General features: G+C 68.4%; 25 protein-coding genes and 2 pseudogenes. 8 read left to right on the top strand and 19 right to left on the bottom strand.

All coding sequences use genetic code 11. The features are described 5' to 3' along the window. Positions 1-93 precede the first annotated feature (93 nt). The gene (locus AC07NF_RS19495; protein ID WP_494630068.1) at positions 94-873 is read left to right on the top strand and encodes an SDR family NAD(P)-dependent oxidoreductase; all 780 of its coding nucleotides are present in this window, start codon (positions 94-96) and stop codon (positions 871-873) included. A 161-nt stretch (positions 874-1,034) separates the two neighbouring features. On the opposite strand, the gene AC07NF_RS19490 is transcribed toward AC07NF_RS19495, so the two are convergent. The 6 genes from AC07NF_RS19490 to AC07NF_RS19465 form a co-directional block, all read right to left on the bottom strand. Continuing rightward, positions 1,035-2,126: an NADH:flavin oxidoreductase gene (locus AC07NF_RS19490; protein WP_492816654.1), complete on the bottom strand. Its 1,092-nt coding sequence runs from the start codon at positions 2,124-2,126 to the stop codon at positions 1,035-1,037. Positions 2,127-2,354: 228 nt separating this feature from the next. Continuing rightward, complete coding sequence (locus AC07NF_RS19485) at positions 2,355-3,566, bottom strand: acyl-CoA dehydrogenase family protein (RefSeq protein WP_494630066.1); 1,212 nt, start codon at positions 3,564-3,566, stop codon at positions 2,355-2,357. Between the two features lie 6 nt (positions 3,567-3,572). Continuing rightward, entirely contained in the window at positions 3,573-3,863 is a 291-nt protein-coding gene (locus tag AC07NF_RS19480; RefSeq protein ID WP_494630063.1) for a putative quinol monooxygenase, read from the bottom strand. A gap of 81 nt (positions 3,864-3,944) precedes the next feature. Then, positions 3,945-5,462 carry a M61 family metallopeptidase gene (locus AC07NF_RS19475; RefSeq protein WP_494630061.1) on the bottom strand — a complete coding sequence of 506 codons (1,518 nt, stop codon included), beginning with the start codon at positions 5,460-5,462 and terminating at the stop codon, positions 3,945-3,947. 114 nt (positions 5,463-5,576) lie between these two features. After that, positions 5,577-5,849: a hypothetical protein gene (locus AC07NF_RS19470; protein ID WP_492816662.1), complete on the bottom strand. Its 273-nt coding sequence runs from the start codon at positions 5,847-5,849 to the stop codon at positions 5,577-5,579. Positions 5,850-5,987: 138 nt separating this feature from the next. Continuing rightward, entirely contained in the window at positions 5,988-6,683 is a 696-nt protein-coding gene (locus AC07NF_RS19465) for a TerB family tellurite resistance protein (RefSeq protein WP_492816664.1), read from the bottom strand. A gap of 281 nt (positions 6,684-6,964) precedes the next feature. Between AC07NF_RS19465 and AC07NF_RS19460 the strand changes: the two genes are divergently transcribed. After that, complete coding sequence (locus tag AC07NF_RS19460) at positions 6,965-7,792, top strand: hypothetical protein (protein WP_494630058.1); 828 nt, start codon at positions 6,965-6,967, stop codon at positions 7,790-7,792. 3 nt (positions 7,793-7,795) lie between these two features. On the opposite strand, the gene AC07NF_RS19455 is transcribed toward AC07NF_RS19460, so the two are convergent. The 10 genes from AC07NF_RS19455 to AC07NF_RS19410 form a co-directional block, all read right to left on the bottom strand. After that, the gene (locus tag AC07NF_RS19455) at positions 7,796-9,241 is read right to left on the bottom strand and encodes a GH1 family beta-glucosidase (protein ID WP_494630056.1); all 1,446 of its coding nucleotides are present in this window, start codon (positions 9,239-9,241) and stop codon (positions 7,796-7,798) included. A gap of 73 nt (positions 9,242-9,314) precedes the next feature. Further along, on the bottom strand, positions 9,315-11,474 hold the full coding sequence (locus tag AC07NF_RS19450; protein WP_494630054.1) for a bifunctional diguanylate cyclase/phosphodiesterase: 2,160 nt from the start codon (positions 11,472-11,474) through the stop codon (positions 9,315-9,317). A 77-nt stretch (positions 11,475-11,551) separates the two neighbouring features. Beyond that, on the bottom strand, positions 11,552-12,652 hold the full coding sequence (locus tag AC07NF_RS19445; protein ID WP_494630052.1) for a M48 family metallopeptidase: 1,101 nt from the start codon (positions 12,650-12,652) through the stop codon (positions 11,552-11,554). 8 nt (positions 12,653-12,660) lie between these two features. Then, the gene (locus AC07NF_RS19440) at positions 12,661-13,749 is read right to left on the bottom strand and encodes a YjgN family protein (RefSeq protein ID WP_494630048.1); all 1,089 of its coding nucleotides are present in this window, start codon (positions 13,747-13,749) and stop codon (positions 12,661-12,663) included. A 95-nt stretch (positions 13,750-13,844) separates the two neighbouring features. Next, positions 13,845-16,514: a methionine synthase gene (gene metH, locus AC07NF_RS19435; RefSeq protein ID WP_494630043.1), complete on the bottom strand. Its 2,670-nt coding sequence runs from the start codon at positions 16,512-16,514 to the stop codon at positions 13,845-13,847. Positions 16,515-16,675: 161 nt separating this feature from the next. Continuing rightward, positions 16,676-17,752: a homocysteine S-methyltransferase family protein gene (locus AC07NF_RS19430; protein ID WP_494630039.1), complete on the bottom strand. Its 1,077-nt coding sequence runs from the start codon at positions 17,750-17,752 to the stop codon at positions 16,676-16,678. Further along, positions 17,749-18,624: a CAU/MBL1b family subclass B3 metallo-beta-lactamase gene (blaCAU, locus tag AC07NF_RS19425; protein ID WP_494630035.1), complete on the bottom strand. Its 876-nt coding sequence runs from the start codon at positions 18,622-18,624 to the stop codon at positions 17,749-17,751. The genes AC07NF_RS19430 and blaCAU overlap by 4 nt, the downstream gene beginning before the upstream one ends. Then, complete coding sequence (metF, locus tag AC07NF_RS19420; RefSeq protein ID WP_494630031.1) at positions 18,621-19,565, bottom strand: methylenetetrahydrofolate reductase [NAD(P)H]; 945 nt, start codon at positions 19,563-19,565, stop codon at positions 18,621-18,623. Before metF ends, blaCAU begins: the two co-directional genes overlap by 4 nt. Further along, positions 19,562-20,539, bottom strand: coding sequence for an ArsR/SmtB family transcription factor (locus tag AC07NF_RS19415; protein ID WP_494630029.1), 978 nt, complete (start codon positions 20,537-20,539; stop codon positions 19,562-19,564). The genes metF and AC07NF_RS19415 overlap by 4 nt, the downstream gene beginning before the upstream one ends. A gap of 96 nt (positions 20,540-20,635) precedes the next feature. Further along, positions 20,636-21,010, bottom strand: a complete 375-nt coding sequence (locus AC07NF_RS19410) for a VOC family protein (RefSeq protein WP_494630676.1) — start codon at positions 21,008-21,010, stop codon at positions 20,636-20,638. A 122-nt stretch (positions 21,011-21,132) separates the two neighbouring features. On the opposite strand from AC07NF_RS19410, the gene AC07NF_RS19405 reads away from it, so the two are divergent. The 3 genes from AC07NF_RS19405 (at position 21,133) to AC07NF_RS19395 (ending at position 23,239) form a co-directional block, all read left to right on the top strand. Beyond that, on the top strand, positions 21,133-21,432 hold the full coding sequence (locus tag AC07NF_RS19405) for a PadR family transcriptional regulator (protein ID WP_494630025.1): 300 nt from the start codon (positions 21,133-21,135) through the stop codon (positions 21,430-21,432). After that, the gene (locus tag AC07NF_RS19400) at positions 21,429-22,034 is read left to right on the top strand and encodes a hypothetical protein (protein WP_494630023.1); all 606 of its coding nucleotides are present in this window, start codon (positions 21,429-21,431) and stop codon (positions 22,032-22,034) included. The genes AC07NF_RS19405 and AC07NF_RS19400 overlap by 4 nt, the downstream gene beginning before the upstream one ends. A gap of 83 nt (positions 22,035-22,117) precedes the next feature. Further along, complete coding sequence (locus AC07NF_RS19395; protein WP_494630021.1) at positions 22,118-23,239, top strand: serine hydrolase domain-containing protein; 1,122 nt, start codon at positions 22,118-22,120, stop codon at positions 23,237-23,239. Here AC07NF_RS19395 and AC07NF_RS19390 read toward each other — a convergent pair. Further along, the gene (locus tag AC07NF_RS19390; protein ID WP_494630019.1) at positions 23,219-23,581 is read right to left on the bottom strand and encodes a winged helix-turn-helix transcriptional regulator; all 363 of its coding nucleotides are present in this window, start codon (positions 23,579-23,581) and stop codon (positions 23,219-23,221) included. The genes AC07NF_RS19395 and AC07NF_RS19390 overlap by 21 nt on opposite strands. 31 nt (positions 23,582-23,612) lie before the next feature. On the opposite strand from AC07NF_RS19390, the pseudogene AC07NF_RS19385 reads away from it, so the two are divergent. Together AC07NF_RS19385 and AC07NF_RS19380 are read left to right on the top strand one after the other, a co-directional pair. Beyond that, a pseudogene (locus tag AC07NF_RS19385) lies at positions 23,613-23,894 on the top strand (carboxymuconolactone decarboxylase family protein); the annotation flags it as partial. Next, positions 23,890-24,155, top strand: a pseudogene (locus tag AC07NF_RS19380) (carboxymuconolactone decarboxylase family protein). The pseudogenes AC07NF_RS19385 and AC07NF_RS19380, both read left to right, overlap by 5 nt. Here AC07NF_RS19380 and AC07NF_RS19375 read toward each other — a convergent pair. Both AC07NF_RS19375 and AC07NF_RS19370 read right to left on the bottom strand, forming a co-directional pair. After that, entirely contained in the window at positions 24,152-24,811 is a 660-nt protein-coding gene (locus AC07NF_RS19375) for a hypothetical protein (RefSeq protein WP_494630018.1), read from the bottom strand. The pseudogene AC07NF_RS19380 and the gene AC07NF_RS19375 overlap by 4 nt on opposite strands. A gap of 4 nt (positions 24,812-24,815) precedes the next feature. Next, entirely contained in the window at positions 24,816-25,790 is a 975-nt protein-coding gene (locus tag AC07NF_RS19370; protein WP_494630016.1) for a 2-hydroxyacid dehydrogenase, read from the bottom strand. Between the two features lie 245 nt (positions 25,791-26,035). Between AC07NF_RS19370 and AC07NF_RS19365 the strand changes: the two genes are divergently transcribed. Beyond that, positions 26,036-26,452: a hypothetical protein gene (locus AC07NF_RS19365; protein ID WP_494630013.1), complete on the top strand. Its 417-nt coding sequence runs from the start codon at positions 26,036-26,038 to the stop codon at positions 26,450-26,452. The last annotated feature ends 33 nt before the right edge of the window (positions 26,453-26,485 follow it).

The raw sequence follows: 26,485 nt of genomic DNA, 5'->3' as shown, positions 1-26,485 counted from the left end.
TGACCTGAATTCACAAGTCCTGGTCCCCGCCACGGCATAGTCTGCCGCCGCGGCGGGCCCATCTGTGGCTGCGTCAAACAACGGAGCCCAGCGATGGACCTGAAACTGAACGACAAGACCGCGCTGGTGACCGGCGCGACCGGCGGCATCGGCCTGGCGATCGCCACGGCCCTGGCCAATGAAGGCGCCACGGTGTTCGTCACCGGCCGCACGCAAGAAAAGCTCGACCAGGCCGTGAAGGCCATCGGCGGCAAGGCTAAGGGCGTGCTGGCCGACGCGGCCACGGCCGACGGCGCCGCCGCGATCCTGAAGGCGGTCCCGGCCGTCGACATCCTGGTCAACAACATCGGCATCTACGAGATGAAGGCCTTCGCCGACATCCCCGACGAGGACTGGCTGAAGCTGTTCGACGTCAACGTCATGAGCGGCGTGCGCCTGTCGCGCGGCTACTTCCCCGGCATGATCGAGCGCAACTGGGGCCGGGTGATCTTCATCTCGTCGGAGTCGGGTCTCGCGACGCCTGGCGAGATGGTCCACTACGGCATGACCAAGAGCGCCCAACTGGCCGTCGCCCGCGGCATGGCCCAGGCCACCAAGGGCACCGGCGTCACGGTCAATTCCGTCCTGCCCGGCCCGACCCGCGCCGAAGCCATCGCCGACTTCCTCAAGAGCGTCTCGACCAATCCGGACGGCACCACCGCCGAGCATGAAGCCGAATTCTTCGAGAAGCACCGCTCGGCGTCGCTGCTGCAGCGGATGATCGAGCCGGAAGAGATCGGCAGCCTGGTGGCCTATGTCGCCAGCCCGCTGTCGTCGGCCACCAACGGCGCGTCGCTGAAGGTCGAAGGCGGCCTGGTCACCACCATCGCCTAACCGTCTTCCCGCAGGAACGTCCCGGCGATCAGCAGGGCCATGGCCAGAAGCGCCAGCAGGCCCGCCACGTACGGCATCCAGGTCATCGTCGCCTCCCTCTGAAGTTCGGGGCGACGATGGTCCGGGGCCGTCGTTTCCGACAGCCCCAGAACCGGGGGTGTCTAGTACAGCGTGCCGAGCGCCGCGCGTTCGAAGTTCTGTAGCTCGTCCTGGCGACCGTCGCGGATCTTCACGACCCACTCCGGATCCTGCAGCAGCGCACGACCCACGCCGACGAGGTCGAACTCGCCGCGCTCCAGGCGCTCCAGCAGGCCGTCGATCGAGGCGGGCTGGCTGCCCTCCCCGCCGAACGCGGCGATGAACTCGCCCGACAGGCCCACCGAGCCCACCGTGATGGTCGGGGCGCCGGTCAGCTTCTTGGCCCAGCCGGCGAAGTTCAGGTCGCTGCCCTCGAACTCCGGCTCCCAGAACCGGCGCTGCGAGCAGTGGAAGATGTCGGCCCCGGCATCGGCCAGCGGCTGCAGCCAGGCTTCCAGCAGTTGCGGCGTTTCAGCGTTCTTGACCGCATAGTCCTGCTGCTTCCACTGCGACAGGCGGATGATCACCGGATAGTCGGGACCCACGGCGGCGCGGACGGCCTTGAGGATCTCGGCGGCGAACTTGCTGCGCTCGGCGATCGACGGGCCGCCGAAGTGGTCGTCGCGCACATTGGTGCCGTTCCAGAAGAACTGGTCGATCAGGTAGCCGTGGGCGCCGTGCAGCTCGATCGCGTCGAAGCCCAGGCGCTTGGCGTCGGCGGCGGCCGTGGCGAAGGCGGCAATCGTGTCGGCGACGTCCTCATCGGTCATCGGCTCGGTGAACTGGCCACCGCCGGCCTTGGAGATGCCCGACGGGCTGTCGACCTTGCCCAGGTTCGCCGTGCCCTTGGCCGAACCCACATGCCACAGCTGCGGCGCGATCAGACCGCCGGCGGCGTGGACTTCCTCGACCACCTTCTTCCAGGCGGCCAGCTCGGCGTCACCGTGGAAGCGCGGCACGTTGGCGTCGTTCAGCGAGGCGGGACGAGCCACGCCCGTGCCCTCGGTGACGATCAGGCCCACCTGCCCTTCGGCCCGACGGCGGTAGTAGGCGGCGACGTCGTCGGTGGCCACGCCGCCCGGCGAGAACGACCGCGTCATCGGCGCCATCACCGTCCGGTTGGGCAGCTTCAGCGACTTGAATTCGAACGGCTTGAACAGGGCGTCGAGCGACATGGGGAATTTCCGAAACAGGATGTGTTGCGCGCGATCCAAACACTTGTTCGGGGGTGTGGCTAGTTAGAAATACTGGGGCGGCTGAGCGCCCCCTCCGTCACGCTGCGTATCCGCAGCGCGCCACCTCCCCCGTTTCACGAGGGAGGAGGAAGCTGAACCTTCCTGCCCCGCTTGCGGGGGAGGTGGATCGGCGCGGATACGCGACGAGACGAAGGGGGCGTTAGGGCCTCAAAGCCCCAGCACCATCTTCGCCATGATGTTCCGCTGGATCTCGTTCGACCCCGCGTAGATCGACGCCTTGCGATAGTTGAAATAGGCCGGCGCCGCCGGGGCCGCGTAGTCCGGTCCCGCCCGCAGTTCGTTGCTCTTGGACCAGGGATCCTCGACGAACGGCGCGGCATAGGTCCCGACCGCCTCAAGCGTCAGTTCGGTGATCGCCTGCTGGTGCTCGGACCCCACGCATTTCAGCATCGACGACGCCGGGCCGATCGCCTTGCCGGCGGTGCGGGACGAGAAGATCCGCAGCTCGGTGGCGTTCAGGGCCGCGACCTGGATCTCAAGATTGGCGATCTTCTCGCGGAAGTCCCGGTCGTCGATCAGCCGCCCGCCGTCATCGGCCAACTCCAGCGCGGCGATGCGCTTGACCTTCTTCAGCGCGTTCATCAGGCCCGGCGCATAGGCGTTGCCGCGTTCGAACTCGAGCAGGTACTTGGCGTAGGTCCAGCCCTTGTTCTCCTCGCCGATGCGATTGGCGACCGGCACCCGGACATTGTCGAAGAAGACCTGGTTGATCTCCTGCTCGCCGTCGGGCGGACCGTCCAGGGTGACCAGCGGCTTGATCTGGATGCCAGGCGTATCCATTCGAAGGAGGAGGAACGAGATCCCCTCCTGCGGCTTGCCCTCGGACGAGGTGCGCACCAGGCAGAACATCCAGTCGGCCCACTGGGCGTGGGTGGTCCAGATCTTCGAGCCGTTCAGGACGTAGTCGTCCCCGTCCCGCTCGGCCTTCATCTGCAACGAAGCGAGATCGGACCCGGAGCCCGGCTCCGAATAACCCTGGCACCACCAGATGTCGGACTTCAGGATCGGCGGCAGGTGCTGGGCTTTCTGGGCGTCCGAGCCGAACGCCATGATCACCGGCGCGACCATCTTCAGCCCCATCGGCGAAGACGTCGGCACCCCGGCCAGGCTCATCTCCATGTTGAAGATGTAGCGCTGCGAGGGGCTGAACCCCGCCCCGCCCAGCTCGACCGGCCAGTCGGGCGCGGCCCAGCCGTGGTCGGCCAGCTTCTTCTGCCAGGCCACCTGGCCGGCCTTGTCCAGATAGCCGTTCTTGGACTGGCTGAGCTGCTTTTTCAGGCCGTCGTCATAGGCGGTCGCGATCCAGTCGCGGACCTCCTGCTGGAACGCCAGGTCCTCGGGCGAGAAGGCCAGGTCCATCGCCGCCTACTCCACGGCGTCCAGATATTCGATCTCGGGACGACCGGCCATGAACGGGCCCATCGCCGCGCCGGCGGCCTTGAAATAGTCGGTGCCGCCGTGGTGCTTCAACGCGTCCTCGGAGGCGTAGAGCTCCAGCACCTTGTAGATGCCCGCCTCGGTCTTGGACTTGGTCAGCTGGTAGACCAAGCAGCCCGGCTCGTTGGCCTTCACCTTGTTCTGCAGGTCCAGGAACACCGCCTCGAAGTCCGCCGACTTGTCCGGCTGGACCTTCAGAACCGCAACGACACCGATCATGCTAACCTCCCAACGTTTGTTTGAAAGCGAGCATGGGACGGTTGGCGGCGCGGGGCAAGCGCGACGTTCGGGAAGGCCGGATCACCAGGCCTGGCAGGCCGCCTCCGACACCGACGGATCGCGCACCCAGGCGTAGCCCTGCACGGTCTTGCCGCCCGGCGCGTCATAGGTGCGGGCCCCTCGCTTCAGGCATGGACCGAAGGCGTTGTCGCTGGCCTGCAAGGTCTCACCGCCCAGGATCACGGCCTTGAATTCCTGCTCGGCCTCGGGGCCGAGCTCCTTGGTCACCAGCGCGATCCAGGCGTCGTGGTCAAAGCGCTCGCCCTTCTGACGGCGGGCGAACAGCGGCAGCAGCACGTCATCCAGCTTGCGCTGGCCGCCCGACTTGGCGCGGATGCGGGCGTCCAGGTCGGCGAAATAGTAGGCCCCGCGCGCATAAGGCATCTCGCGCGCCCGGTTGTCGGTGAAGCCGATCTTGGTGATCGCCTCGGCGCTCATGTTGAGGGCCGGGCTGGCGTAGTAGGCCTTCATCACCGCGTTGACGTCGCGGGCGTACTCGTCGGCGGTGATGTAGCCGGCCCGCAGCGACAGCAGGCGCGTGTAGTAGCTGGTCAGGCCCTCGCTGAACCAGCTGGAGACGCCCTGCGGCGCATCGATGCCGCCGACCCACATGTGGATCATCTCGTGCATGAAGGTGCTGCGCGAGGAGGTCGTCTTGGCGCTGGGCCGGGGCGAGGTCATGAACGAGGCGCCCAGCGCGGTGCCGCCCGCATTCGGCGGCGGTACGGCCCGGATGAAGACCCGATAGCGCGGCGGCGGATTCAGATAGCCGAAGAACTTGCCCAGCCACGTATAGGCCTTGCCCGCCCACGCCATCTCGGCGGCCGCGTCATAGGGCGGCTTTCCCAGCCAGGTCGCGCTAAAGCCGTGGTCGTCGCCGCCGGCGGCAGGATAGCGCCCGGCCGGGCCGGCCAGGTACCAGCCCTGCATCAGCGCTTGCGGCGGCCCTTTCAGTTCGAAAGCCTTGCCGTCGCCGAAGGTGGCGCTGGCGATCGAGGTGACCGGCAGGTCACCGAGGTCCCACGTCACCTTGCTGACGGTGGTCCTCACGCCCTCGGGCAGGACCAGGAAACCCGCGCCGCTGCCGCTGACGCCGCCGGCGCTCTGGCGGATGCTGAACGGCGGTCCGGGCGGGCCGCCGTCGGGCGTGACCTTGGCGCGATAACTGATCGTGGCGGGGAAGCTCACCGCTCGCTGGGCGCGCCAGTGGCGGAAGTACGGAAAGCCGCCGGGATTGGCCGGGTCGTCCTGCACCGTCAGCGGCACTACGCCCTCGCGGTCGCGCAGCACCAGGCCCTCGACCCGATCGGCGATGCCGGGATTGCCGGCGTAGTTCACCGGCGCGGTCAGGCTGAACGCATCGGCGTTCGCGACGCCACGGACCTCGGACTTGACCTCGATGGCCGTCACCAGCGGACCTCCGTCACGCACGGGCTTCAGCTGGACGAGAAATTCAGGCTTGGCGGTCTGACCGATGGCGTCGCCGCAAAGCACGAAGGCCAGCGCCGCCCCGATGATGATGGAACCTCTCGCCCGCATAGGCCGCGCCTCCCCCAGCAATCTGGAGGACTAGGCTAGTCCGCGTACGGTGCGGTTTCTTTGCAAAGTGATCGGCCGATCCGGCCTATGGCGCATACGCCATGCAGGCGCAGATTACGGCCGCTCGTTCCAGCCGTACGCCACCCACGAGTGGCCGCCGACATTGCGGGCTTCGATCAGGCCGTCCTCGGCCTTGGGCTTGGCCTTGCGGCCGCGCAGGGCGAAGGCGGCGATGCCGAACAGCGCGCTGCCGATGAAACCCACGACCACCACGGTCGCCGCGAAGACCACCGCCAGGACCGCTCCGACCACCACCGCGACCGACGTCGCCAGGGCGCCGGCGATCCAGGCCAGGTTCCGCAGGGGCGAAGCATCGACGGTGCTCATCGGGATCCTTTCGTACGCACGCTCATGGTCAACGAAGTTGGTTCACAAGCGCTGAATAGCAACTGAACACCCGCCGGGCTCGGATGAAAAGCCTTTTCCCGTCCTTAGGGTGACGGTCCGGCGAGACAGATTGTCTCGTCAACCCGCCGCGGCCAGCCCCAGTTCCCGGCGCTCGCGCATCACGGTCGTGAAGGCGGCGTTGATGGCGGCGGCCTTGCTCTCGGCCAGCGCGATGAAGTCGGCCGGCAGGCCCCGGGCGCGGGCGCGATCGGGGTGGGCGTTCGAGAGGGCGATCTTCCAGGCCTTGCGCACCGTGGCGTCGTCGGCGTCGGCCGGCACTTCCAGGATGGCGTAGGGATCGTCCTTGCCGACGCCCAGGTGGGTGGCGCGCAGGCGGCGGAACGACAGCGGCGACATGCCGAACAGGTCCGAGACCCGCTCCAGATAGTCCAGCTCGTCCTGGGTCACCACGCCGTCCGACTTGGCGATGTGGAACAGGCCGTCGACCACGTCTTCCAGCAGCTGCGGGCAGCTGGAATAGCGCTTGGCCAGGCGCTTGGCGTAGCTCTCGAAGCCGTGGGTGGTCTGGCGGGCCAGGTCATACAGCCGGTGGATGTTGGGCTCCGACGCCGGGTCGGGCTGGAACACCTCGGTGAAGGCCTGGAACTCGCTGCCGTCGGCGCGGCCGTCGACCTTGGCCAGCTTGGCCCCCAGCGCGGTGACCGCGGTCGAGAACGCCGGGTCCTCGCCCGGCAGACCGCCCGGACATTCGGTGCAGTCGGCCAGGTCCAGGCGACGGGCGGCGATGCTCGCGATATTGCGCCAGAAGCTCATGAAGCGCCTCGAATCCAGCGGCGGATGGAAGAAATACGCGTGAAAGGGCGAACCGGATCACCTCGTCACGATGCTTCTAGCACAATGAGAATGATCGTTCACATGACTTTCCCGCAATGCGGCGAAACGTCTGAGCCCTTAAGGTGACCCTGAAGGCGGAGCCATTGGCGGACTCGCTCGTTATGGCTCCGCTTGGCGGGAAACGGCCACGCTACGGTCCCATTCGGGTCCGAAATGCTCTAGTCACTACGCTTCGTATTTCAAAAAGGACCTCCGCCCGCATGGCGAACGCCCTCTTTCTTGCTCTCGCGCTCCTGGCCCAGGACGGCCAAACGGCCCAGGGCCCCAATGCTCCGCCGACCGACGAATATGGCTATGTGGCCTGGTGCTACGGCGCCCTGGGCGGCTACGCCAATCTCTACGACCGCGTGATGCCGGAGGTGACGCGCATCGAGAAGGCGTTCCCGGGTCCCGACGGCGTGGCCGCCTCGCTGAAGACCTATCCGGAGATGCGCACCCAGGCGCAGAAGGACCTCAAGACCTTCTCGTCGGCGATCACGGCGGCCGAGAAGGCCAGCCCGCGCCCGATCTCGGAATATGGCGGCGCGCAGGTGAAGCGCGGCGCGGCGATCTGGCAGGGCTCCGACACTGTCGACAAGGCCCGCCTGGCCCAGATGTGGATGAGCTGGAGCCCGCCCGGCGACTGCGAAAAGCGCGCCAAGACCCTGGAGATGAAGTCCAGCATCCTGGGCAAGGCCCTGAACTACAACGCCGGCTCGGCTGCGCCCCAGGCGCCGCAGCCCGCGCCGGAAGCCCCTGCGCCGGTCGCCGAAGCGGCTCCGCCCGCGCCCGCGCCTGCGCCCGTCGCGCCGCCCAAGCCGGAACCCGCCAAGGCCGTCGCGCCCGCCAAGCCGGCGGCGGCGAAGCCCGCTCCGGCCAAGACCGTGAAGGCCGAGACCAAGCCCGCCCCCGCGCCGGCCGCCAAGAAGCTGGCCCCGATCGGCGGCAACGAGATCATCGTCGACCCGGTCAATCCCGTCCCTTGCGCCGGCAGCCTGCTCCCCGCCAAACGCGGCGGTCGCGACGTGCTGATCTGCAAGAAGGACTAAGGCTCAGCTGGCCGGCAGCAATCCGCTGGCGGCCAGCTTCGAATACCATTGGCAGGACGCCTTGGGCGTCCTGACCCCGGTCTTGCGGTCCATCGCCACCAGGCCGAACTTCGAGGTGTAGCCCAGGTCCCACTCGAAGTTGTCGATCAGGGTCCATTCGAAATAGCCGCGCACGTCGCAGCCAGCCTCGCGGGCGGCCAGCACCGCTTCCAGGTGGCGGCGCAGATAGGCGATGCGGAAGTCGTCCTTCAGGATCGCCGGCCCGCTCCCGAACGGGTCCGAGCAGCCGTTCTCGGTCACCAGCATCTTGGGCGCGCCATACTCGCGGCGCACGCGGTCCAGCACCTCGAACAGGCCCGACGGGTCGATATGGCGGCCGAAGGCATCCAGCTCCGCGCCCTTGGGCGGGTTGGCCGGCGCGATCTTGCTGGGCGAATTGAGGTCCAGCCGCACATAGGCCGGCGCGTAGTAGTTCACGCCCAGGAAGTCGATCGGCTGCCGGACCGTCTTCAGGTCGCCGTCCCGCACGACGCCCTTCAGGAAGTCGTCCATCTCCTTGGGGTAGGTCCCGCGAAACAGCGGATCCAACCAGGCCTTGTTCCACAGGGCGTCCAGGCCATCCGAGGCCAGGCGGTTCCACACCGCCAGCGGTCCGCCCGCCGGCCGGCAGGGTTGCAGCGCCATGGTCGTGCCGACGTTCAGCCCGCTCGCCCCGGCCCTCAGGGCCTGCATCGCCAGGCCCTGCCCCAGGTTCATGTGGTGAACCACCTTGCCCAGCAGGTTGATGTCCTTGAGCCCCGGCGCGTGCTCGCCCAGCACATGGCCGAAGACGGCGTGCACGGCGGCCTCGTTGAGGATGATGTAGTTCTTCAGCCGATCGCCCAGCTTCTCCACCAGGGCGTGGGCGTAGTCGGCGAAGCGCAGGGCGGTGTCACGATTGGCCCAACCGCCCTTGGCCTGCAGCCCTTGCGGCAAGTCCCAGTGGAACAGCGTCGCATAGGGCGCGACACCCTTCTCCAGCAGGGCGTCGACCAGCTTCGAATAGTGGTCGAGGCCGGCCGGGTTCACCGCCCCCTCCCCGCTGGGCAGGATCCGCGACCAGCTGATCGAGAACCGTGACGCGTTGAGCGACATCGAGGCCATCGTGTCGACGTCCTCCTGGAAGCGGCGATAGCTGTCGGTGGCGACCGTGGCGTCCGAGCCGTCCTTCACATGACCGGGGATCTTCTCGAACACGTCCCAGACGCTGGGTCCGCGCCCGTCGACGGCCTGCGCGCCTTCGGTCTGGAAGGCCGCGGTGGCCACGCCCCAGACGAAGTCCTTGGGGAACTGTCGGCTCTTGGGTTTCAGGTCGGTCTCGTGAGCGCCCTCACACCCCGAAAGCCCCATGGCGGCGCCACCAAGTGCAAGCGCACCCAGAGCCCGTCGGCTGACGCACGACCGTTCCATCGTCCCCTCCCTTATGTCGTTGGGAGGGAGGATGCGTCCGGGTTGCAGCCTTGGCTAGTTCACGTTGCGGAAGTTAGCGCACCGTCTCGCGCACGCCGGCGATCGCGTCGGCCGGCATCGGGCGGCCCAGCAGGAAGCCCTGGAACTCGGTGACGCCGAGCTTGATCAGGGCCTCGAACTGGCCCTCGGTCTCGACGCCCTCGGCGGTGGTCTTCAGGCCCAGCGACTTGGCCAGGCTGACGATTGCGCTGGCGACAGCCATGCTCTCGCTGTTGCCCGGTAGGCTGGAGACGAACGAGCGGTCGATCTTCAGCTTGTCGATCGGATGGCGGCGCAGATAGGCCAGCGAGGCATAGCCGGTGCCGAAATCGTCCAGGGCCAGGCGGAAGCCCAGGCGCTTGAGGCGGCGCAGGGCCTCGTGGACGCCGTCGCTGTCCTTGAGCAGGGCCGTCTCGGTGATTTCCAGCATGAAGACGTCGGCGCGAGCGCCGGTCTCGGCCAGGGTGGCGACCATCTCGTCGACGAAGCCGGGGCTGGACAGCTGCAGGGCCGAGACGTTGACCGACACCTCCAGGCCCGACCAGCGCAGGCTGTCGTAGCAGGCGCGGCGGAACACGGCCGCGCCGATCTGGCCGATCAGGCCGCAGGCCTCGGCCAGGGGGATGAAGATGGCGGGCGAGATGTCGCCGCGCTCGGGATGGTGCCAGCGGGCCAGGGCCTCGACCCCGACCATGCCGCCGCGCGCGTCGGTCAGGGGCTGGTAGGCCACGGTCAGGGCCTCGCTTTCGATGGCCGTGCGCAGGTCGCGCTCCAGGCCCTTTCGCAGCCGCAGGGCCGAGTCCATCTCGGGCTCGAAGAAGCAGAAGCGGCCACGGCCGCCTTCCTTGGCGCGATAGAGGGCCACGTCGGCCTGGCGCAGCAGTTCGGCCTGGCCCTGGTCGCCGTCGGAGACGACCGCCACGCCCACCGAGCACGACAGCTCGGCGCGGCCGATGGTCAGGTCGACCTCGCCCGACAGGCCCTCGACCACGCGCTGGGCCAGGGTGGCCACACCGGCCGGATTGGTGTCGGGCTGGATGATGGCGAACTCGTCGCCGCCCAGGCGGCAGATGGTGTCGGTCTCGCGGCAGATCTGCTTCAGGCGACGAGCGACCTCGCGGATCAGCTGGTCGCCGGCGTCGTGACCGTAGTTGTCGTTGACCTCCTTGAACCGATCGAGGTCGATGCACAGCACGGCCAGGTGGCCGGGCTTGCGGCGCAGCAGGGCGTGGGCGTGGACCAGGCGGTCGGTGAACAGGGTGCGGTTGGCCAGGCCCGTCAGCGGATCGTGCAGCGACAGGTGCTTGGCCTCGGCCTCGCTGAGCAGCAGTTTCTTGGCGGCGCGGCGGGTGATGCGGAACAGCAGCAGCGAGCCGATCACGGCGGCCAGGATGGCGGTGACCAGCATCGGCGTGGCCGACTTCAACAGCTCCTCGCCCGGCTGGCGCGGTGTCCAGCGCAGGGTGATGCGGCGACCGTCGGCGGACTTGCCCAGGATGGCCTGGGCGGCGCTGGTATGGACCTTGTCGGCCGCGACTACCTCGATATGGGCGTCGTGCAGCAGGAAGCGATCCGAGAAGGTCTTGATCACGCTGTTGGCCACCGGGATGCCGGTCACCAGCAGCGGCGCCCGGGCGCCGCGGGTCTTGGCCTTCAGGTCGGGACGGACCAGCGAGACGGTGATCAGCACCGGCTCGTTGCCGATCAGCTCCACGCGGCTTTTGTGCACGGCGCGCAGCTGCGCGACCTTCTTGGGATCGGTCTCGATCTTGCGGATGGCGGCGACCAGCGGTGCGGTCGGCGCCGCATAGCGGGCGTAGGTGTCGGGCGCGACGTCCTTGCCGTTGACGTGGCCGTACAGCGGCCGCCCGTCGGCGTCGAGCACGTAGACGACCTTGTAGCCCAGCGCCCCGCCCAGCGAGGCGCCGATGTTCTGGCTGGCCCAGGCCTGGTCGAACTGGTTGTCCAGCTTGATGATCGCCTCGTCCCAGATGACGTAGGGATTGAGGGCGGTCTGGATCTCCTTGCCGCGCTGGCGCAGGCCATTGCCGACCAGGGTCTGCTCGTACTGGCGCTCGCGGACGTCGGCGTGGCGGGTGGCGACGGTCAGGGCGACACCGGCAAGCAGGATCATGCCCGCCGCCATGCCGGCGATCAGGCCAAAGATCTTCAGCTCGATGTTCCTGCGGTCCATCCCACTCCCCTGGAGGAAGCGGCATCGTCCCTTCGAACGGTTGCGGAAGTCCTTACCCGGACGGGCCTGTGGACAAATTATCGCACGGCGTTACGCGATTTGGGTTTTGGCGCGTCGGCTGCTCGACACACCCGGTCCAGAACGGCCCAATCGCGGTCGGACATGGACGGTTGGCCGGGCCGGATCGCCCGCTTGGCCTTGTCGGCGCGACCGGCCGTGTCGGGGTGGGTCTGGAACCACTCGGCGGCCTGGCGCAGGCGCGGATCGTCGCCGCGATTGGCCAGGCGATCGAAGAAATCGGCCATGCCTCGGGTCGAGATGTGCTCGGCGTGCAGGATCTGGATGGCCCGATCGTCGGCCTCGGCCTCCAGCGTGCGGCTGAAGCGGTGATCGGCGAAACCGCCGGCCAGGACGACCAGTTGCTGCCCTGCTCCGCTGCCGCCGCCGACCACGGCGTCCAGCAACAGGCCCGCGCCCATCGAGCGCCAGGCGGCCTGCATGACGTGGCGGCGCTCGACATGGGCGATCTCGTGGGCCAGCACGGCGGCCAGCTCGTCGGGGCCCCTCGCCTCCTCGATCAGCCGGCCGGTGACCAGGATCGTACCGCCCGGCAGGGCGAAGGCGTTGACGAACGGCGCGCGGATGGCCCGCACGCGGATCGGGAACGGCGCGTCGGCCGCCTTGCCCAGGCGCAGGCCCAGATCGTCGAGCAGCGCCGCGGCTTCCGTGTCGGTCTTGCAGGGCCGGAACGGCACGGTCAGCTGCTTTTCCATGCTGACGCCGAAGCGGGCTTCCAGCTCGGGCGGGGTGTGCCGAGCCAGGGGTCCGGCCGCCATCGGCACGCCGATGAAGACCACCGCCGCCACGGCCAGGCCGGCGCCCACCAGGCCGCCGACCAGGGCCCATTCCCGGCCTCGCCCGCGCCGCTTGATCTCGCCGTGCGAGCGACCGGCCAGGGCGCGCCAGCCTTCCGCCTCGACGATCAGCCGGGCGTCCTCGTCGCCGCGCGACAGGCTGTAGCGGCCGTCGGAACGCAGGGTCTCGCGCACCTGCGCCAACGGCCAGTCGAGGCCTACGGACGGGTCCTCGACCGCTCGCGCGACGACGCGGCCATTCTCGACCCCGATCGTGACCGACCAGGGTCGCGCCGTGCGGCCGTCGAAGAGCTGCCCCTCCACGTCCCGCCTCAGAAGGGCGAGACGTCGAAGGCGTCGGCCAGGCCCTCGCCGGTCTTGGGTCCGCGCGGCGCCTGGCGGGCGTCCGCCAGCGGGGCCAGGCCCGCGCTGGTCAGACGCTGGATCAGGAACTTGGCCGAGCGCGCCATGGCCACGGGCTGCAGGAAGCCCAGGGTGAACACCAGGATCAGCAGGTTGGTCAGGGTCAGACCCAGCAGCGCGCCGGCCTTCACGTCCAGGGCCAGTCGCGCGTCACCGATACGGATCGAGTCCGCGATCTCGCGCAGCACGGCGGCGTGATAGGCGGCCGAGGCGATCACCACGGCCAGCGCGTAGACGAAGGCCATGGCGTAGATCTGCAGGATAAAGGTGATGCTGGACGGCCCTCCGGGCGTCTGCATGCGCGTCGAGACCATCGCGATGATCACGCCGATCATGGCGAAATAGCCGATCATGCCGACGACCCAGGCGATGGCGAACGGGCCGTACAGGTTCTGGCTGTTGGCGCGCTTCCAGGTGATCGGCTGGTCGCCGTAGCTCATGCCGCCCCAGATGCGCTCGGACAGTCGCATGGTCATGGCCGGGGCGAACCACCCGAACGTGACGCCGGTGAGCAGCGCATAACCCAGATAGGTCCAGCCGTAGCTGCCGGCCTTGCCCCTCAGGTGGAAGCGCACGCCGCGCCAGGTCGTGCGGCTGGCCATGTAGCGATAGGTCATGAAGATCGCCATGCCGATCAGCACGAAGGCGGCGATGTAGACCGGGATCAGCAGCAGGGTGAACAGCGGGCTGACGAACTGGATCGCCAGCACCAGCGCCAGGTACGGCACGCCGATGAACAGCGTGGCCAGCAGGAAGCCAAAGAACAGCTCCTTGCCCTTGCCGGTATATTCGAAGGGCTCGCCGTTCAGGCTGACGTGCGACCACACCCGGCGGCGCACCTCGGTCTTGCCCCAGAAGCGGTACAGCGTCAGCGTGACGATGTTGAGCAGGCCGTTCTTCAGCGAAAGACCGATGAAGGCCTTGGGCTCGATCGTCTGGCCGAAGGTCAGCGTCTCGCCGGCAGCCGGCGTCGACACGGGCGTAGCGGTCCCGTCCATGAAACTCCTCGAAGAGCGCCCCGTCCGCGCAGGATGCGAACGGGGCGAGCCTCGTGGGATTTTACGACAGGGTCAACCTTAGATGGCGAGCGTGGTTAAGCCGCCGCGTCGCGCGCCCTCGCCGCCGGGTCGTAGTTGAGGATCGGCGACAGCCACTTCTCGGCATAGGCCATGTCCCAGCCCTTGCGGCGGGCATAGTCCTCGACCTGGTCGGCGTCGACCTTGCCGACCCCGAAATAGTGCGACTGCGGATGGCTGAAATAGAGGCCCGAGACCGCCGCGCCGGGGGTCATGGCGTAGCTCTCGGTCAACTTCAGGCCCGTAGCGGCCTCGGCGTCCAACAGCTGGAACAGCGTGCCCTTCTCGGTGTGGTCGGGCTGGGCGGGATAGCCGGGCGCGGGGCGGATGCCCTGGTACTTCTCAGCGATCATCACGTCGGTGTCGGCCGCCTCTTCGGGGGCATAGCCCCACAGCTCGACACGGGCCTTGTAGTGCAGCCACTCGGCGAAGGCTTCGGCCAGGCGGTCGGCCAGGGCCGAGGCCATGATGGCGCTGTAGTCGTCGCCGGCGTCCTTGAACTTCTTGACGATCTCGTCCTCGCCATGGCCGGCGGTGACGGCGAAGCCGCCGACATAGTCGCCGCCCTGACCGATCGGCGCGACGAAGTCCGACAGCGCGACGTTCTGCTTGCCGGCGCCCTTGTCCATCTGCTGGCGCAGGGTGAACAGGCGCGACAGCTCGGTCGTGCGGGTTTCGTCGGTGTAGAGTACGATGTCGTCGCCGTCGGCCTGGGCCGGCCAGAAGCCGATCACGCCCTTGGCCCCGAACCACTTCTCGGCCAGCACCTTGTCCAGCATCTCGCGGGCTTCGCGATAAAGGTCGGTGGCGGCCTGGCCGACCACGTCGTCCTCCAGGATCTGCGGGAAGCGGCCGATCAGCTCCCAGCTGGCGAAGAACGGCGACCAGTCGATGAACGGCACCAGTTCGTCCAGGCTGGGCTCGAAGGTGCGCGCGCCGATGAAGGCGGGCTTGGGCGGGACATAGCCATCCCAGTCGATGGCGAACTTCTTTTTGCGCGCGTCGACGATGCTGGTGCGCGCCTTGGCCGTCTGGCCGCGGGCGTACTGCTCGCGGATGCGGACATATTCGGTGCGCGTCTCGGCCTGCAGGCGGTCACGCTCGGTCGGCGACAAGAGACCCGAGACCACGCCCACCGCCCGGCTGGCGTCCAGCACATAGGTGGTCGAGCCCTTGTGATAGGCCGGCTCGATCTTGACCGCCGTGTGGGTGCGGCTGGTGGTGGCGCCGCCGATCAGCAGCGGGATGGTGAAGCCCTGGCGCTCCATCTCGGCGGCCACGAACACCATCTCGTCCAGCGACGGCGTGATCAGGCCCGACAGGCCGATCATGTCGACGTTGTGCTTCTTGGCCTCGTCGAGGATGCGGTCGGCCGGGACCATGACGCCCAGGTCGATGACCTCGTAGTTGTTACACTGCAGCACGACGCCGACGATGTTCTTGCCGATGTCGTGGACGTCGCCCTTCACCGTGGCCATCAGGATGCGGCCGGCCTGCTCGCGCGGCTTGCCGGCCTTCTCAGCCTCCATGAACGGCTCCAGCCAGGCCACGGCCTGCTTCATGACGCGGGCCGACTTGACGACCTGCGGCAGGAACATCTTGCCCGAGCCGAACAGGTCGCCGACCACGTTCATGCCATCCATCAGGTGGCCTTCGATGACGTGCAGCGGCCGCTCGACCGACAGGCGCGCCTCTTCGGTGTCCTCGTTGATGAACTCGGTGATGCCGTGGACCAGGGCGTGGGTGATGCGCTCGTTCACCGTGCCTTCGCGCCAGGCCAGGTTGGCGGTCTGGACCTGGCCCTTCTCGCCCTTGTAGCGCGGGGCCATGTCGACCAGGCGCTCGGTGTTGGAGACGTTGGTCCGCTGCGGGCGGTTGAGGATCACGTCCTCGACGGCCTCGCGCAGCTCGGCGTCCAGGGCGTCATAGACCGGCAGGTCGCCGGCGTTGACGATGCCCATGTCCATGCCCGCCTCGATGGCGTGGTACAGGAACACCGAGTGGATCGCCCGGCGCACCGGCTCGTTGCCGCGGAAGCTGAACGACACGTTCGACACCCCGCCCGAGATGCGGGCGTAGGGGCAGCGCTTCTTGATCTCGCGCGTGCCCTCGATGAAGTCGACGGCGTAGTTGTCGTGCTCCTCGATCCCCGTCGCCACGGCGAAGATGTTGGGGTCGAAGATGATGTCTTCCGGCGGGAAGCCCACCTTGTCGACCAGGATGTTGTAGGCCTTCTCGCAAATCTCGATCTTGCGGGCGGCGGTGTCGGCCTGGCCGACCTCGTCGAAGGCCATCACCACCACGGCCGCGCCGTAGCGCAGGCACAGCTTGGCCTGCTCGATGAACTTGTCCTCGCCTTCCTTCATCGAGATCGAATTGACGATCGCCTTGCCCTGGACGCACTTCAGGCCCGCCTCGATCACCTCCCATTTGGAGCTGTCGATCATCACCGGCACGCGGGCGATGTCCGGCTCGGCGGCCATCAGGTTCAGGTAGGTGATCATCGCCTGCTTGGAGTCGAGCAGGCCCTCGTCCATGTTGACGTCGATGACCTGGGCGCCGGCCTCGACCTGCTGGCGCGCGACCGACAGCGCCTCGGGATAGTTCCCCTCGACGATCAGCTTCTTGAACTTGGCCGAGCCGGTGACGTTGGTGCGCTCACCGATGTTGACGAAGACGGGTCTCATGGTCGGTCCAAACAATTCGCCCCTCCCCTCGATGGGGAGGGGTTGGGGTGGGGTGACGCGGCGGTCAGTCCAACCACGGCGTTCTATTCTGAAGCGCTGTCACCCCATCCCCTACCCCTTCCCCATCAAAGGGGAAGGGAGATGGCGGAAGCGCCGATGACTTACGCCAACTCGAACGGCTCGAGCCCCGCCAGGCGCATGGCCTTCGGACGCTCAGGGATCACGCGCGGCTGAACACCCCGAACCTCGTCCGCGACGTGACGGATGTGGTCGGGCGTGGTGCCGCAGCAGCCGCCCAGGATGTTGACGAGGCCGTCCTTGGCCCATTCGTGCAGGGCGTGGCCGGTCTCGTGCGGCTCCTCGTCGTACTGGCCCATGGCGTTGGGCAGGCCGGCATTGGGATAGGCCGCGACCAGGGTGTCGGCGATGCGGGCCATCTCGGCGATGTGCGGGCGCATCAGGTCAGCGCCCAGGGCGCAGTTGAAGCCCACCGCGAACGGCTTGCAGTGCTTGACGCTGTTCCAGAACGCCTCGGCCGTCTGGCCCGACAGGGTGCGGCCCGAGCGGTCGGTGATGGTGCCGCTGATCCAGATCGGCAGTTCTTCATGGCCCTCGTCGCGCAGGTCGAGGATGGCCTTGATGGCGGCCTTGCAGTTCAGGGTGTCGGTGATGGTCTCGATCAGGAAGAGGTCGACGCCGCCCTTGTACAGCGCGTCCACCTGCTGGCGGTACGCTTCGTACACCTGGTCGAAGGTCACCTTGCGCGCGCCCGGATCGTTCACGTCCGACGACATCGACAGCATGACGTTCAGCGGCCCGATCGAGCCGGCGATGAACTTGGGCGACGCGGGGTTCTCGGCGTTCCAGCGGTCGGCGACCGAGCGGCCGATCTTCGCGCCTTCGAAATTGATGTCCCAGACGTCCTGCTCGGCCAGGTGATAGTCGGCCTGGGCGATGGTGGTGCCCGAGAAGGTGTTGGTCTCGGAGATGTCGGCGCCGGCGGCGAAATACGCATCATGAAGCTCGGCCACGAGATCCGGCCGCGTCAGGCACAGGATGTCGTTGTTGCCCTTCATCTGGCCGTTGTAGTCGGCGAAACGATCGGCCCGGTAGTCGACCTCCGACAGGCCCTTCTTCTGGAACATCACGCCCCAGGAGCCGTCCAGGATCAGGATTTTCTGCTTGGCGGCGGCCTTGAGGGCGGCGACGCGGTTCGCACGAATGGTGAGGTCGGTCATCGCTTGGCTCCCGGATTGGCGGCCTGCTGGCGCGCCAGTTCCTGGTTGAACCGGGTCTCGTAGCCGTCGACGAAACGGGAGAGTTCGGTGGGGTCGATAAAGGCGTTCGGGTCACCGCGCAGCAGCTTCTGGCGCTTGGCCAGCAGCTCGCCCTGCTCCTCGTGGCTGGGCAGCACGACGTCGGTCGGGATAGCGCGCATGGCCGCGAAGCTCGCCCGGTAGTCGGCGACGATGTTGCGGTGGGTCTTGTTGCCGACCAGGTGATTGCCGGCCACCGACAGCGAGCATGGGAAGGTCACGTTCAGCGGCCGGCCCTTCTCGGTCACCGCCATGGTCCAGGTGGTGCAGCCGATCGTGTGGCCGGGCGTCAGGTGGGCGACCAAGGTGGTCTCGCCGACCTTCAGCTTCTGGCCATCGCCGAAACCCTTGTCGACCTTGACCGCCGGGAAAGGCGTCAGGCCGTTGTCGTTGTCGCCGAAGTGCTGGCCCTTCTCCAGGGCCGGCTCGTCCAGGCGCGAGGCCCAGACCTTGGCCGTCGGGATGTCGGCCTTCAGCTGGGCGATGCCGCCGGCGTGGTCGAAGTGGGCATGGCTGTTGATCAGCACCTTCACGTCGGCCAGCTGGAAGCCCAGCTGCTGGATGCTGCGCTCGATCAGCTTGCCGCCCTCGGCCGAGAGGCCGCCGTCCAGCAGGATGTGGCCTTCCGACGAGGTGATCAGCCAGGCCGACAGGCCTTCAGAGCCGACATAGTAGATGTTGCCGACCACGCGGTACGGCTTGATCGGCTTGACCCAGTTGCTGTTGTCGTCAGCGTGAGCCGCAGGAGCCATCGCCGCCAGGGCGAAGGCCAGGGAGATCAGGACGCGCTTCATGCCGCAGCCTCCGCGGGAGCCGGAGCGGTCTCGCGCACGCCCAGCACACGGCAGATGGCGTAGACCAGATCGGCCCGGTTCAGGGTGTAGAAGTGGAAGTCCTCGAAGCCCTGCTCCTGCAGCTTGGCGCACATCTCGGCGGCGACCGAGCAGGCGATCAGGCGGCGGGTCTCGGCGTCGTCGTCCAGGCCTTCGAACAGGTTGGCCAGCCAGCCCGGGATCGCCGTGCCGCAGGCGGCCGACATCTTCTTCAGGCCGTTGAAATTGGTCACCGGCATGATGCCCGGCAGGATCGGGATGGTGATCCCGGCGGCGCGGACCTTGTCGACGTAACGCAGGAAGGCGTCCAGATCGAAGAAGAACTGGCTGATGCCCAGCGTCGCGCCGGCGTCGACCTTCTGCTTCAGCACGTCGATGTCGTGCTCCAGCGACGGGCTTTCCGGATGCTTTTCCGGATAGACCCCGACCAGCACCTCAAACGGCGAGATACCGCGGATGGCCTTGGTCAGCTCGGTGGCGTTGGCGTAGCCGTCGGCGCGCGGCACATAGACCCCGCCGATGCCGCCCTCGGTCGGCGGCGGATCGCCGCGCAGCGAGACGATGTGGCGGACACCGGTTTCCCAGTATTCGCGGATGACCTCGTCCACTTCCTCGCGGCTGGCGCCGACGCAGGTCAGGTGGGCGGCGGGCTTAAGGCTCGTTTCATCCAGGATGCGCTTGACCGTGCGGTGGGTGCGCTCGCGGGTCGAGCCGCCAGCGCCGTAGGTCACCGAGACGAAGGCCGGATCCAGCGGCGCCAGGCGGGTGATCGCCTGCCACAGGTTCTCTTCCATCTGCGGCGTCTTGGGCGGGAAGAACTCGAACGACACGCGCGGACGGCCGGTGCGTTCACCGGCGCGAGCGACGGGACCGATCACGCGGCGGGTGGGCGGAAGGGTCATGCGGCGTTCCTCGAAGCGGCGGCCAGACCGGGACGGCGCGCCGTCCAGATCTTCACGGTCAGGCCCTCGTCCGTAGCCGGCGGCAGGGCGATATTGCTTTCCAGCTGCAGACCGGCGGCCTGCAGCCAGGTGACGATCTCGACGTCGTCGAAGCCCAGGCGGCGGTGCTGGTGCACCTCGCGCAGGAACTCGTGGTCGTGCGGGGCGAAGTCGGCGATCAGCAGCAGGCCGCCGGGTGTCACCAGTCGCGCGGCCTCGGTCACGGCGTTGGCGGGATCCGACAGGTAGTGCAGCACCTGGTGCACGGTCACCAGGTCGGCGCAGCCGCCGGGCAGGCCGGTGCGGAAAATGTCGCCGTGACGCAGCTCGCAGCTGACCAGGCCCGCCTTGGTGACCTCGTCGCGGGCGATGTTCAGCATCTGCTGCGACAGATCCAGGCCCAGGGCGTTGGCGGCGCGCTTGCCCAGCAGGGTCAGCATGCGGCCCGCGCCGGCGCCCAGGTCGACCAGCTCGTCGAACGGACCTTCACCGGTCGCGCGCAGGATGGCGGCCTCGACCTCGGCCTCGTCGACGTAGAGCGAGCGGATCTCGTTCCAGCGCGCGGCGTTGCGGGCGAAATAGGCCTGGGCGTCGGTCGAGCGCTCGGCGCGGACGGCGGCCAGCTTGTCGGCATCCAGGCGCACGACGGGATCGGTGTCGTCGATCAGGTCCAGGGCCTGCTCGACCAGGAAGCGGCCGGCCGACTTGGCGGCCAGGCGGTAGAACACCCAGGCCCCGTCGGGGAAGCGTTCGACTAGGCCCGCCTCGGCCAGCAGCTTCAGGTGTCGCGACACGCGCGGCTGGCTCTGGTCGAGGATGCGGCACAGCTCCAGCACCGACAGCTCCTCGGCCGCCAGCAGGGCCAGGAGCCGCAGTCGCGTGGACTCGCCGGCGGCGCGCAGCACCTCGACGACCTGTTCGGCGGTTAGCTTCATGGGGACATAAAGATATCTTTATGTCCGATTTGGCAAGAGGATATCCTAGCGCACCCGCGAAAGTGTGAGCGGTTTCGCGACGAGGTGCGCGAAAGATTATGCCTCAGGTGAAGCCTTCGCGGGCTCCCAGAGCTCAATCTTGACCCCTGCGGGATCCAGAAGCCAGGCGAAACGGCCCATGCCGCCCTCGTCCTGCTGACCCAGCGACTCGACGCCCTCGGCGGCGGCCTTGGCCAGCACGCCGTCGATATCATTGACTATGAAATTGATCATGAACGGCGCGGCCGATGGCGCGAAATATTGGGTGTCGGCGGCGAAGGGCGACCAGTTGGTGGTGGTCTTGGGCTGCTTGAAGATCGCCCCGCCCCACGAATGGATGTCGAAGCCCAGCACGCGGGCGTACCAGTCGCGTAACGCGGCCGGATCCTCGGCCTTGAAGAAAACCCCGCCCAAACCCAGCACCTTGGCCATCGCCTGCTCCCGCATGTCTCCGGAGCACCTTAGCAGAGGCCGTCGCGGCGCGAAGCCCGCCCCTCGACAATAAGTCTACATATGTCGATTGACTCGTAACTCTACATATATAGGGTAAGCACATGACCCGGACCCGAGCCGCCTCCCCGCAGACCCGCGCCGTGCTGGAAGCCTTGATGGCCCAGCCGCAGACCTGGCGTTATGGCTACGACCTGTCCAAGGAGACAGGCCTGAAGTCCGGCACGCTCTATCCGCTGCTGATGCGCCTGTCCGACCAGGGCCTGCTGGAGGCCGAGTGGCGCGAGCCGCAGCAGCCCGGCCGCCCGCCGCGCCACGCTTATCGCCTGACCGCCCAGGGCCTGGCCGCCGCCAGCGCCCTGCCCCGCCCCGATCCGTCCGGCCTGGAGGTCCAGCCCGCATGAGCCCGCTCGCCACCCGCCTGCTCGACCACGCCCTGAAGGTCATGCCGCCGGCGCGGCGCGACTGGATCCGCGCCATGCAGGCCGAGCTGGCCTATATCCCTGATCCGCCGGTCGCCATCCTGTTCGCCCTGGGCGGCGTCTGGGCCAGCTACGGCCAGCGGGCGCTCGAGACCCTGACCCTGGCCCGCCTCACCCGCTGGACCCTGGCCGCCGCCGCCCTGATCTGGGCCGGCAGTTATGGGGTCGCCACGGCGCTGATGGTCGCGGTCAAGGCCACGCCGGGGATCACCCCGCAGGACCTGGGCTCCGGACCTGGCACGGCCGCGAACCTGCGGTTCTTCCAGACCTATCCGACGACGCAGCTGGCCGTACTGCCCGTGGTCGCCCTGCTGTTGACGGCCGGCGCGGTGCTGCTGGTCCGACGCAGGCCGGACGCCCTGCCGCTGCTGGCGATGGCCCTCACCGGCGGCCTGATCGTCGCCCTCGCCGACCTCGGCAGGGACTGGCCGCTGGCCTGGTCTAGCGGCTGGCTGGTTCCCCTGGTCTGCCTCGCGCCGGTCTGGTGGCTCAGTCGCCGCGCGCCTGACCTGCGCCTGACCTAACCACACTCACCAACCTCGCTCATCCAGCCGGGAGACCCTTCGTCTCCCGCCGATGACGCGCGCCCATGCTTCGGAGATCACCCATGTCCTTCGACCGTCGCCAACTGATGCTGGGCGGCGCGGCCTTGGCCGCCACGCCAGCCCTCGCCGCTGAGAACAAGACCGCCGACGCCATCGCCCAGCAGCTGCTGGCGGCCAATTCGGCCCCGGCCCTGTCCTTGGCGGTCGCTCGCCCCGGCGGCGTGGTCTGGGCCAAGGCCTACGGCAAGGCCGACCTGCAACTGGATGTCGCCACCACCCCCGCCCATCGCTTCGGCCTGGGCTCGGTCAGCAAGGTCGTCACCGCCACAGCCGCCGCTCGCCTGGTCTCGCGCGGCGTCCTCGACCTGGACGCGCCGATCACGCGCTGGCTGCCCGACCTGCCCGCCCAGCACCGCCAGACCACGCTGCGCCAGCTGTTCACCCACCGCGCCGGCATCCGCCACTACGACCTCCAGCGCGACCTGGGCGCCAAGGCGCCCGGCGGTCCGATCGGCCAGCGCGCCTATCCGTCCAATCGCGAGATTCTGGACATCTTCATCAACGACCCGCTGATCGCGCCGGTCGGGACCAAGGTCGCTTATTCCTCGTACGGCTACACCCTGGCCTCGATCGTCATGGAGACCGCCGCCAAGCAGCCCTTCGTCACGCTGCTGAAGGCCGAGGTCGGCGCGCCCTTCGGCCTCGCCAGCCTGGACGGCGACGACAGCTTCGCCATCAAGCCCGGCCGGGTCAGCGGCTATACCGACGCCAAGCTCTACAAGAGCTTGGGTTATCCGCTCGCCCAGGAGGGCCTGGCCAATTCGCGGCGCGACAATCCGGCCTACAAGTGGGCGGCCGGCGGGCTGATCATGACGCCCTCGGACATCGCCCGCTTCGGCGCGGCGCACCTGGACAGCAAGATCACCAAGGCCGAGCGCGCCCTGCTGTTCACCCCGATGACCGAGAAGACCGGCGCCATGCCGCCGCTGGGCCTGGGCTGGCGGATCGACGCAGACGAGAAAGGCCGTCCGCGCTGGCACCACGCCGGCTCCGACGAAGGCTCTCGCGCCAGCCTGGTGATCTATCCGGAGCTGGGCCTGTCGATCGCCTTCGCCACCAACCTGTTCGCCTCGCCGGGCAATGTGCTGAAGCCCTCGTCGGAGCTAGCCGACGCCTTCGCCTAGGTCGCTGGCCCAAACCTCGGACCAGGCCATCAGCGGCCAGAGGGCGGCGATCAGCTCGGTTCCACGCGGGCTCAGGCGATAACCGCCCTCGGCCGCGACGATGTCGGCGGCGCGCAGTTCCGACAGGCGCGTATTCAGCGTACCGGGCGGCAGTTCGGCCGCCGCCTGCAGGGCGCGGAAGGTCAGCACCCGCCCCTCGCGCAGCTCCCAGACGATACGCAGCGCCCCGCGCCGACCCAGCAGATCCAGCGCCGCCATGATCGGCTTGCCGGTGTCCGAGCCCCGAACGGCGCGCCCGGGTAGAGGCGCTTCATTTTTTGTAGCGTCGTCGGAATTTTCCATGTTACAAATTTTGTAGCACGGAGGATCGCTGATGTCGTCGAGGATCGAACCCGCTAAGGCCCCCTACCCGCCCAGCGTCGCCCGTACGCTGGAACAGTTGAAGACGCCCGGCGACCAGCCGCTGTCGCTGTTCCGCACCCTGGCCCGCGACGAGCGCCTGTTCGCCCGCTTCACCGGCGGCGGCCTGCTGGACCCCGGCCATCTGACCCTGCGCGAGCGCGAGATCGTCATCCACCGCACCTGCGCCCTCAACGGTTGCGGCTACGAGTGGGGCGTGCACGCGACGATCTTCGCGGGCGCCGCCGGCCTTGACGCCGAGCAGCTGGCGGCCACCGTCGCGCCAGGGATCGCGGCCTGTTGGGGACCGCATGAGGCGCTGCTGATCAGCTTCTGCGACGCCGTCCACACTCGCGCCGACATCGACGACGCGCTCTGGGCGCGCCTGGCCGAAGCCTTCAGCGAGGAGGCCCGGATCGAGCTGATGATGCTGGCCGGCTTCTATCGGACCGTCAGCCTGCTGGCGAACGGGCTGCGGCTGGCGCCGGAAGGGTTCGCGACGCCGTTTCCGGCCTAGCCGCAGGTCTCCGAGACCTTGGTCCAGATCTCGCGACTCTCGATCACCGTCTCGTTGCCGGGAACCGCGCCGCCGCCCAGGCTGGCCTTCAGGGCGGCCAACTGCTGCTTGGCGGCCTCGCGTTCTTCCGGCGGACCGGAGCGGATGGCTTCTTCGATCTGGGCGATGACCGGGGCCATGGCTGCGCTCGTCTGGGCGGGAACCGGCGCGCCGCCTGTTGGCGCCTGGCGGGTCTGGAACGTCCGCTCCCAGCGCCCGTCCGCCAGCTTGCGGAAGTTGTCCGAGATCAGCTGCCCGCCCGAACAGGCCGTCTGGTAGGTCGAGCCGCCGCCGGGTAAGGCGTTGAAGGCCTGGGTCGTGCAGTTCGACGGTGCGGGCGGCGCGCCGGGTCCCTTCACGCACCAGTGGTGGCGGCCCTGCCCCGGATAGGACTGGGTCGTCACCACCCCGTCGGGACCGGTCTGCTCCAAGGTCGCCGCGCCGGTCGCGCCGTCCAGGCGCTGGACGGTCTTCATGACCATCGGTCCCGACCGCACGGTCGTGGTCGTCTCAGAGTCGATGCGATAGTCGCCCGGCGGCGGCGCAACCTGGCCGGCCGCCAGCACAGCCGCGACCGACACGAAGGCGACCACGCCGCCGAGAACTAGAGCCCTCATAACCTCAGGCCGCAACCGGCGTGGCCAGAGGTTCGCCGTGGAAGTAACGACGCAGGTTCTCCAGGGTCAGGCTGACCATCGCCGGGATGCTGTCCAGCGTCGCGCCGGCCGTGTGCGGGGTCAGCACGGTGTGGGGCACGCCCACCCAGCGCGCGGCCGGGGTCGGCTCCTCCGCGTAGACGTCCAGCGCCGCCATGCCCAGCGTACCGGCCTTCAGGGCCTCGATCAGGGCGTCCTCGTCGATCAGCGCGCCGCGCGCGACATTGACGATCAGGCCCTGCGGTCCGACCGCCTCGATGACGGCCTTGTTGATCAGGTGATGGTTCGAGGCGTCCGAGCGCGAGCAGACCACCAGCACGTCGTTGTCGCGGGCCAGGGCCAGCAGGCTGTCGGCGCGGGGATAGTCGGTGTCCTTGGGGCGTGGCCCCCACCAGGCGATCTTCATCTCGAAGGCCCGCAGGCGCGTCGCCACCGCCTCGCCGATATAGCCCAGGCCGACGATGCCGACCTTGCGGCCACGCAGGCCGTGGCGCGGCGCCATGCGCTCGGCCTGGGTCCAGTGGCCCGAGCGCAGGCGATGGTCGCCCTCGACGATGCCGCGCCAGGCGGCCAGGACCAGGCCCACCGCGTGATCGGCGACGTCGGCGGCGTTGAGGCCCGTCGAGTGGGTCACGGCGATGCCGTGCGCCTTGCACCACGGCACGTCGACGCCGTCATAACCGACGCTGACGCAGGCGATCAGGCCCAGCTGCGACATCTCCGAGAGCATGTCGCGGCTCAGCGCGAACTCGCCGGCGTGGACAATGGCCCGCACCCGTCGCCCCGGACCGTCCAGGAAGGCCATCCTGTCGGGATAGTCCCACAGCCGATGCACCGTGTAGGCGCCCTCCAGCAGCGGCTGCAGGGGCAGCAGCATCTCGTGCGAGAGCAGGATGTGGGGCTTGTCGCCAATGGTCTTACTAGGGGCCGTTTGCGGCATGCATGTCTCCTTGGCGGGACAGTCGTCTTGCGGACTTGAGGCTACTCTTCTGGGAGCGCTTATCCAGAGCTAAGCAGGGCATGGGCGGATCGCCAGCCCCCTCCCGACGATGTGAAACATCCCGCCAAGAACCCGGCCAAAGCGTGGCGGTTCCCCCTGGCCACGGCAGAGCTGTGAACAACCGGCGTTCCAGCGGGTTTTGCTAGCGGCGCCACAACGGCGCTTCCAGGTCTGGAGAAACCCCGATGTTGACCAAGACGCTCGCCGCGGCCGCGGCGCTTTCGCTGCTGGTCGCCGGCGGCGAGGCCCTCGCCGCCCAGAAGGCCTCGACCACCATGGCCGGCCCCAAGCAGCCGATCCCCTATGACCAACTGAGCGCCTATACCAAGGCCTCCGCCAAGACACGCGCCAGCAAGGACTGGTGGGCGGGCCAGGCCTCGACCGGCATGTCGGCGGATACGTCCGCGACCGCTCCGGCCACGGCCAGCGATCCGGCGACGACGCCGATGCCCGACACCGCCGTGAACCCGACGCCCAGCGCCGCGCCGCCCAGCCTGCCGGTGACCCCGCCGATCAACGCCACGCCGCAGACGGGCGATCCGACCCTGCCGAACCAGCCGGTTCCGGGCGCGCCCGGCGTGCCGCCGACCGAACCGAAGTAGCCTTGATGACCCGGGACGGCCTGGCCGTCCCGG

It is taken from the genome of Caulobacter sp. GW821-FHT10A06 (genome assembly GCF_059415805.1).
The sequence above is the reverse complement of the archived record's forward strand: the minus strand, read 5'-3'. Positions and strand labels throughout refer to the sequence as shown.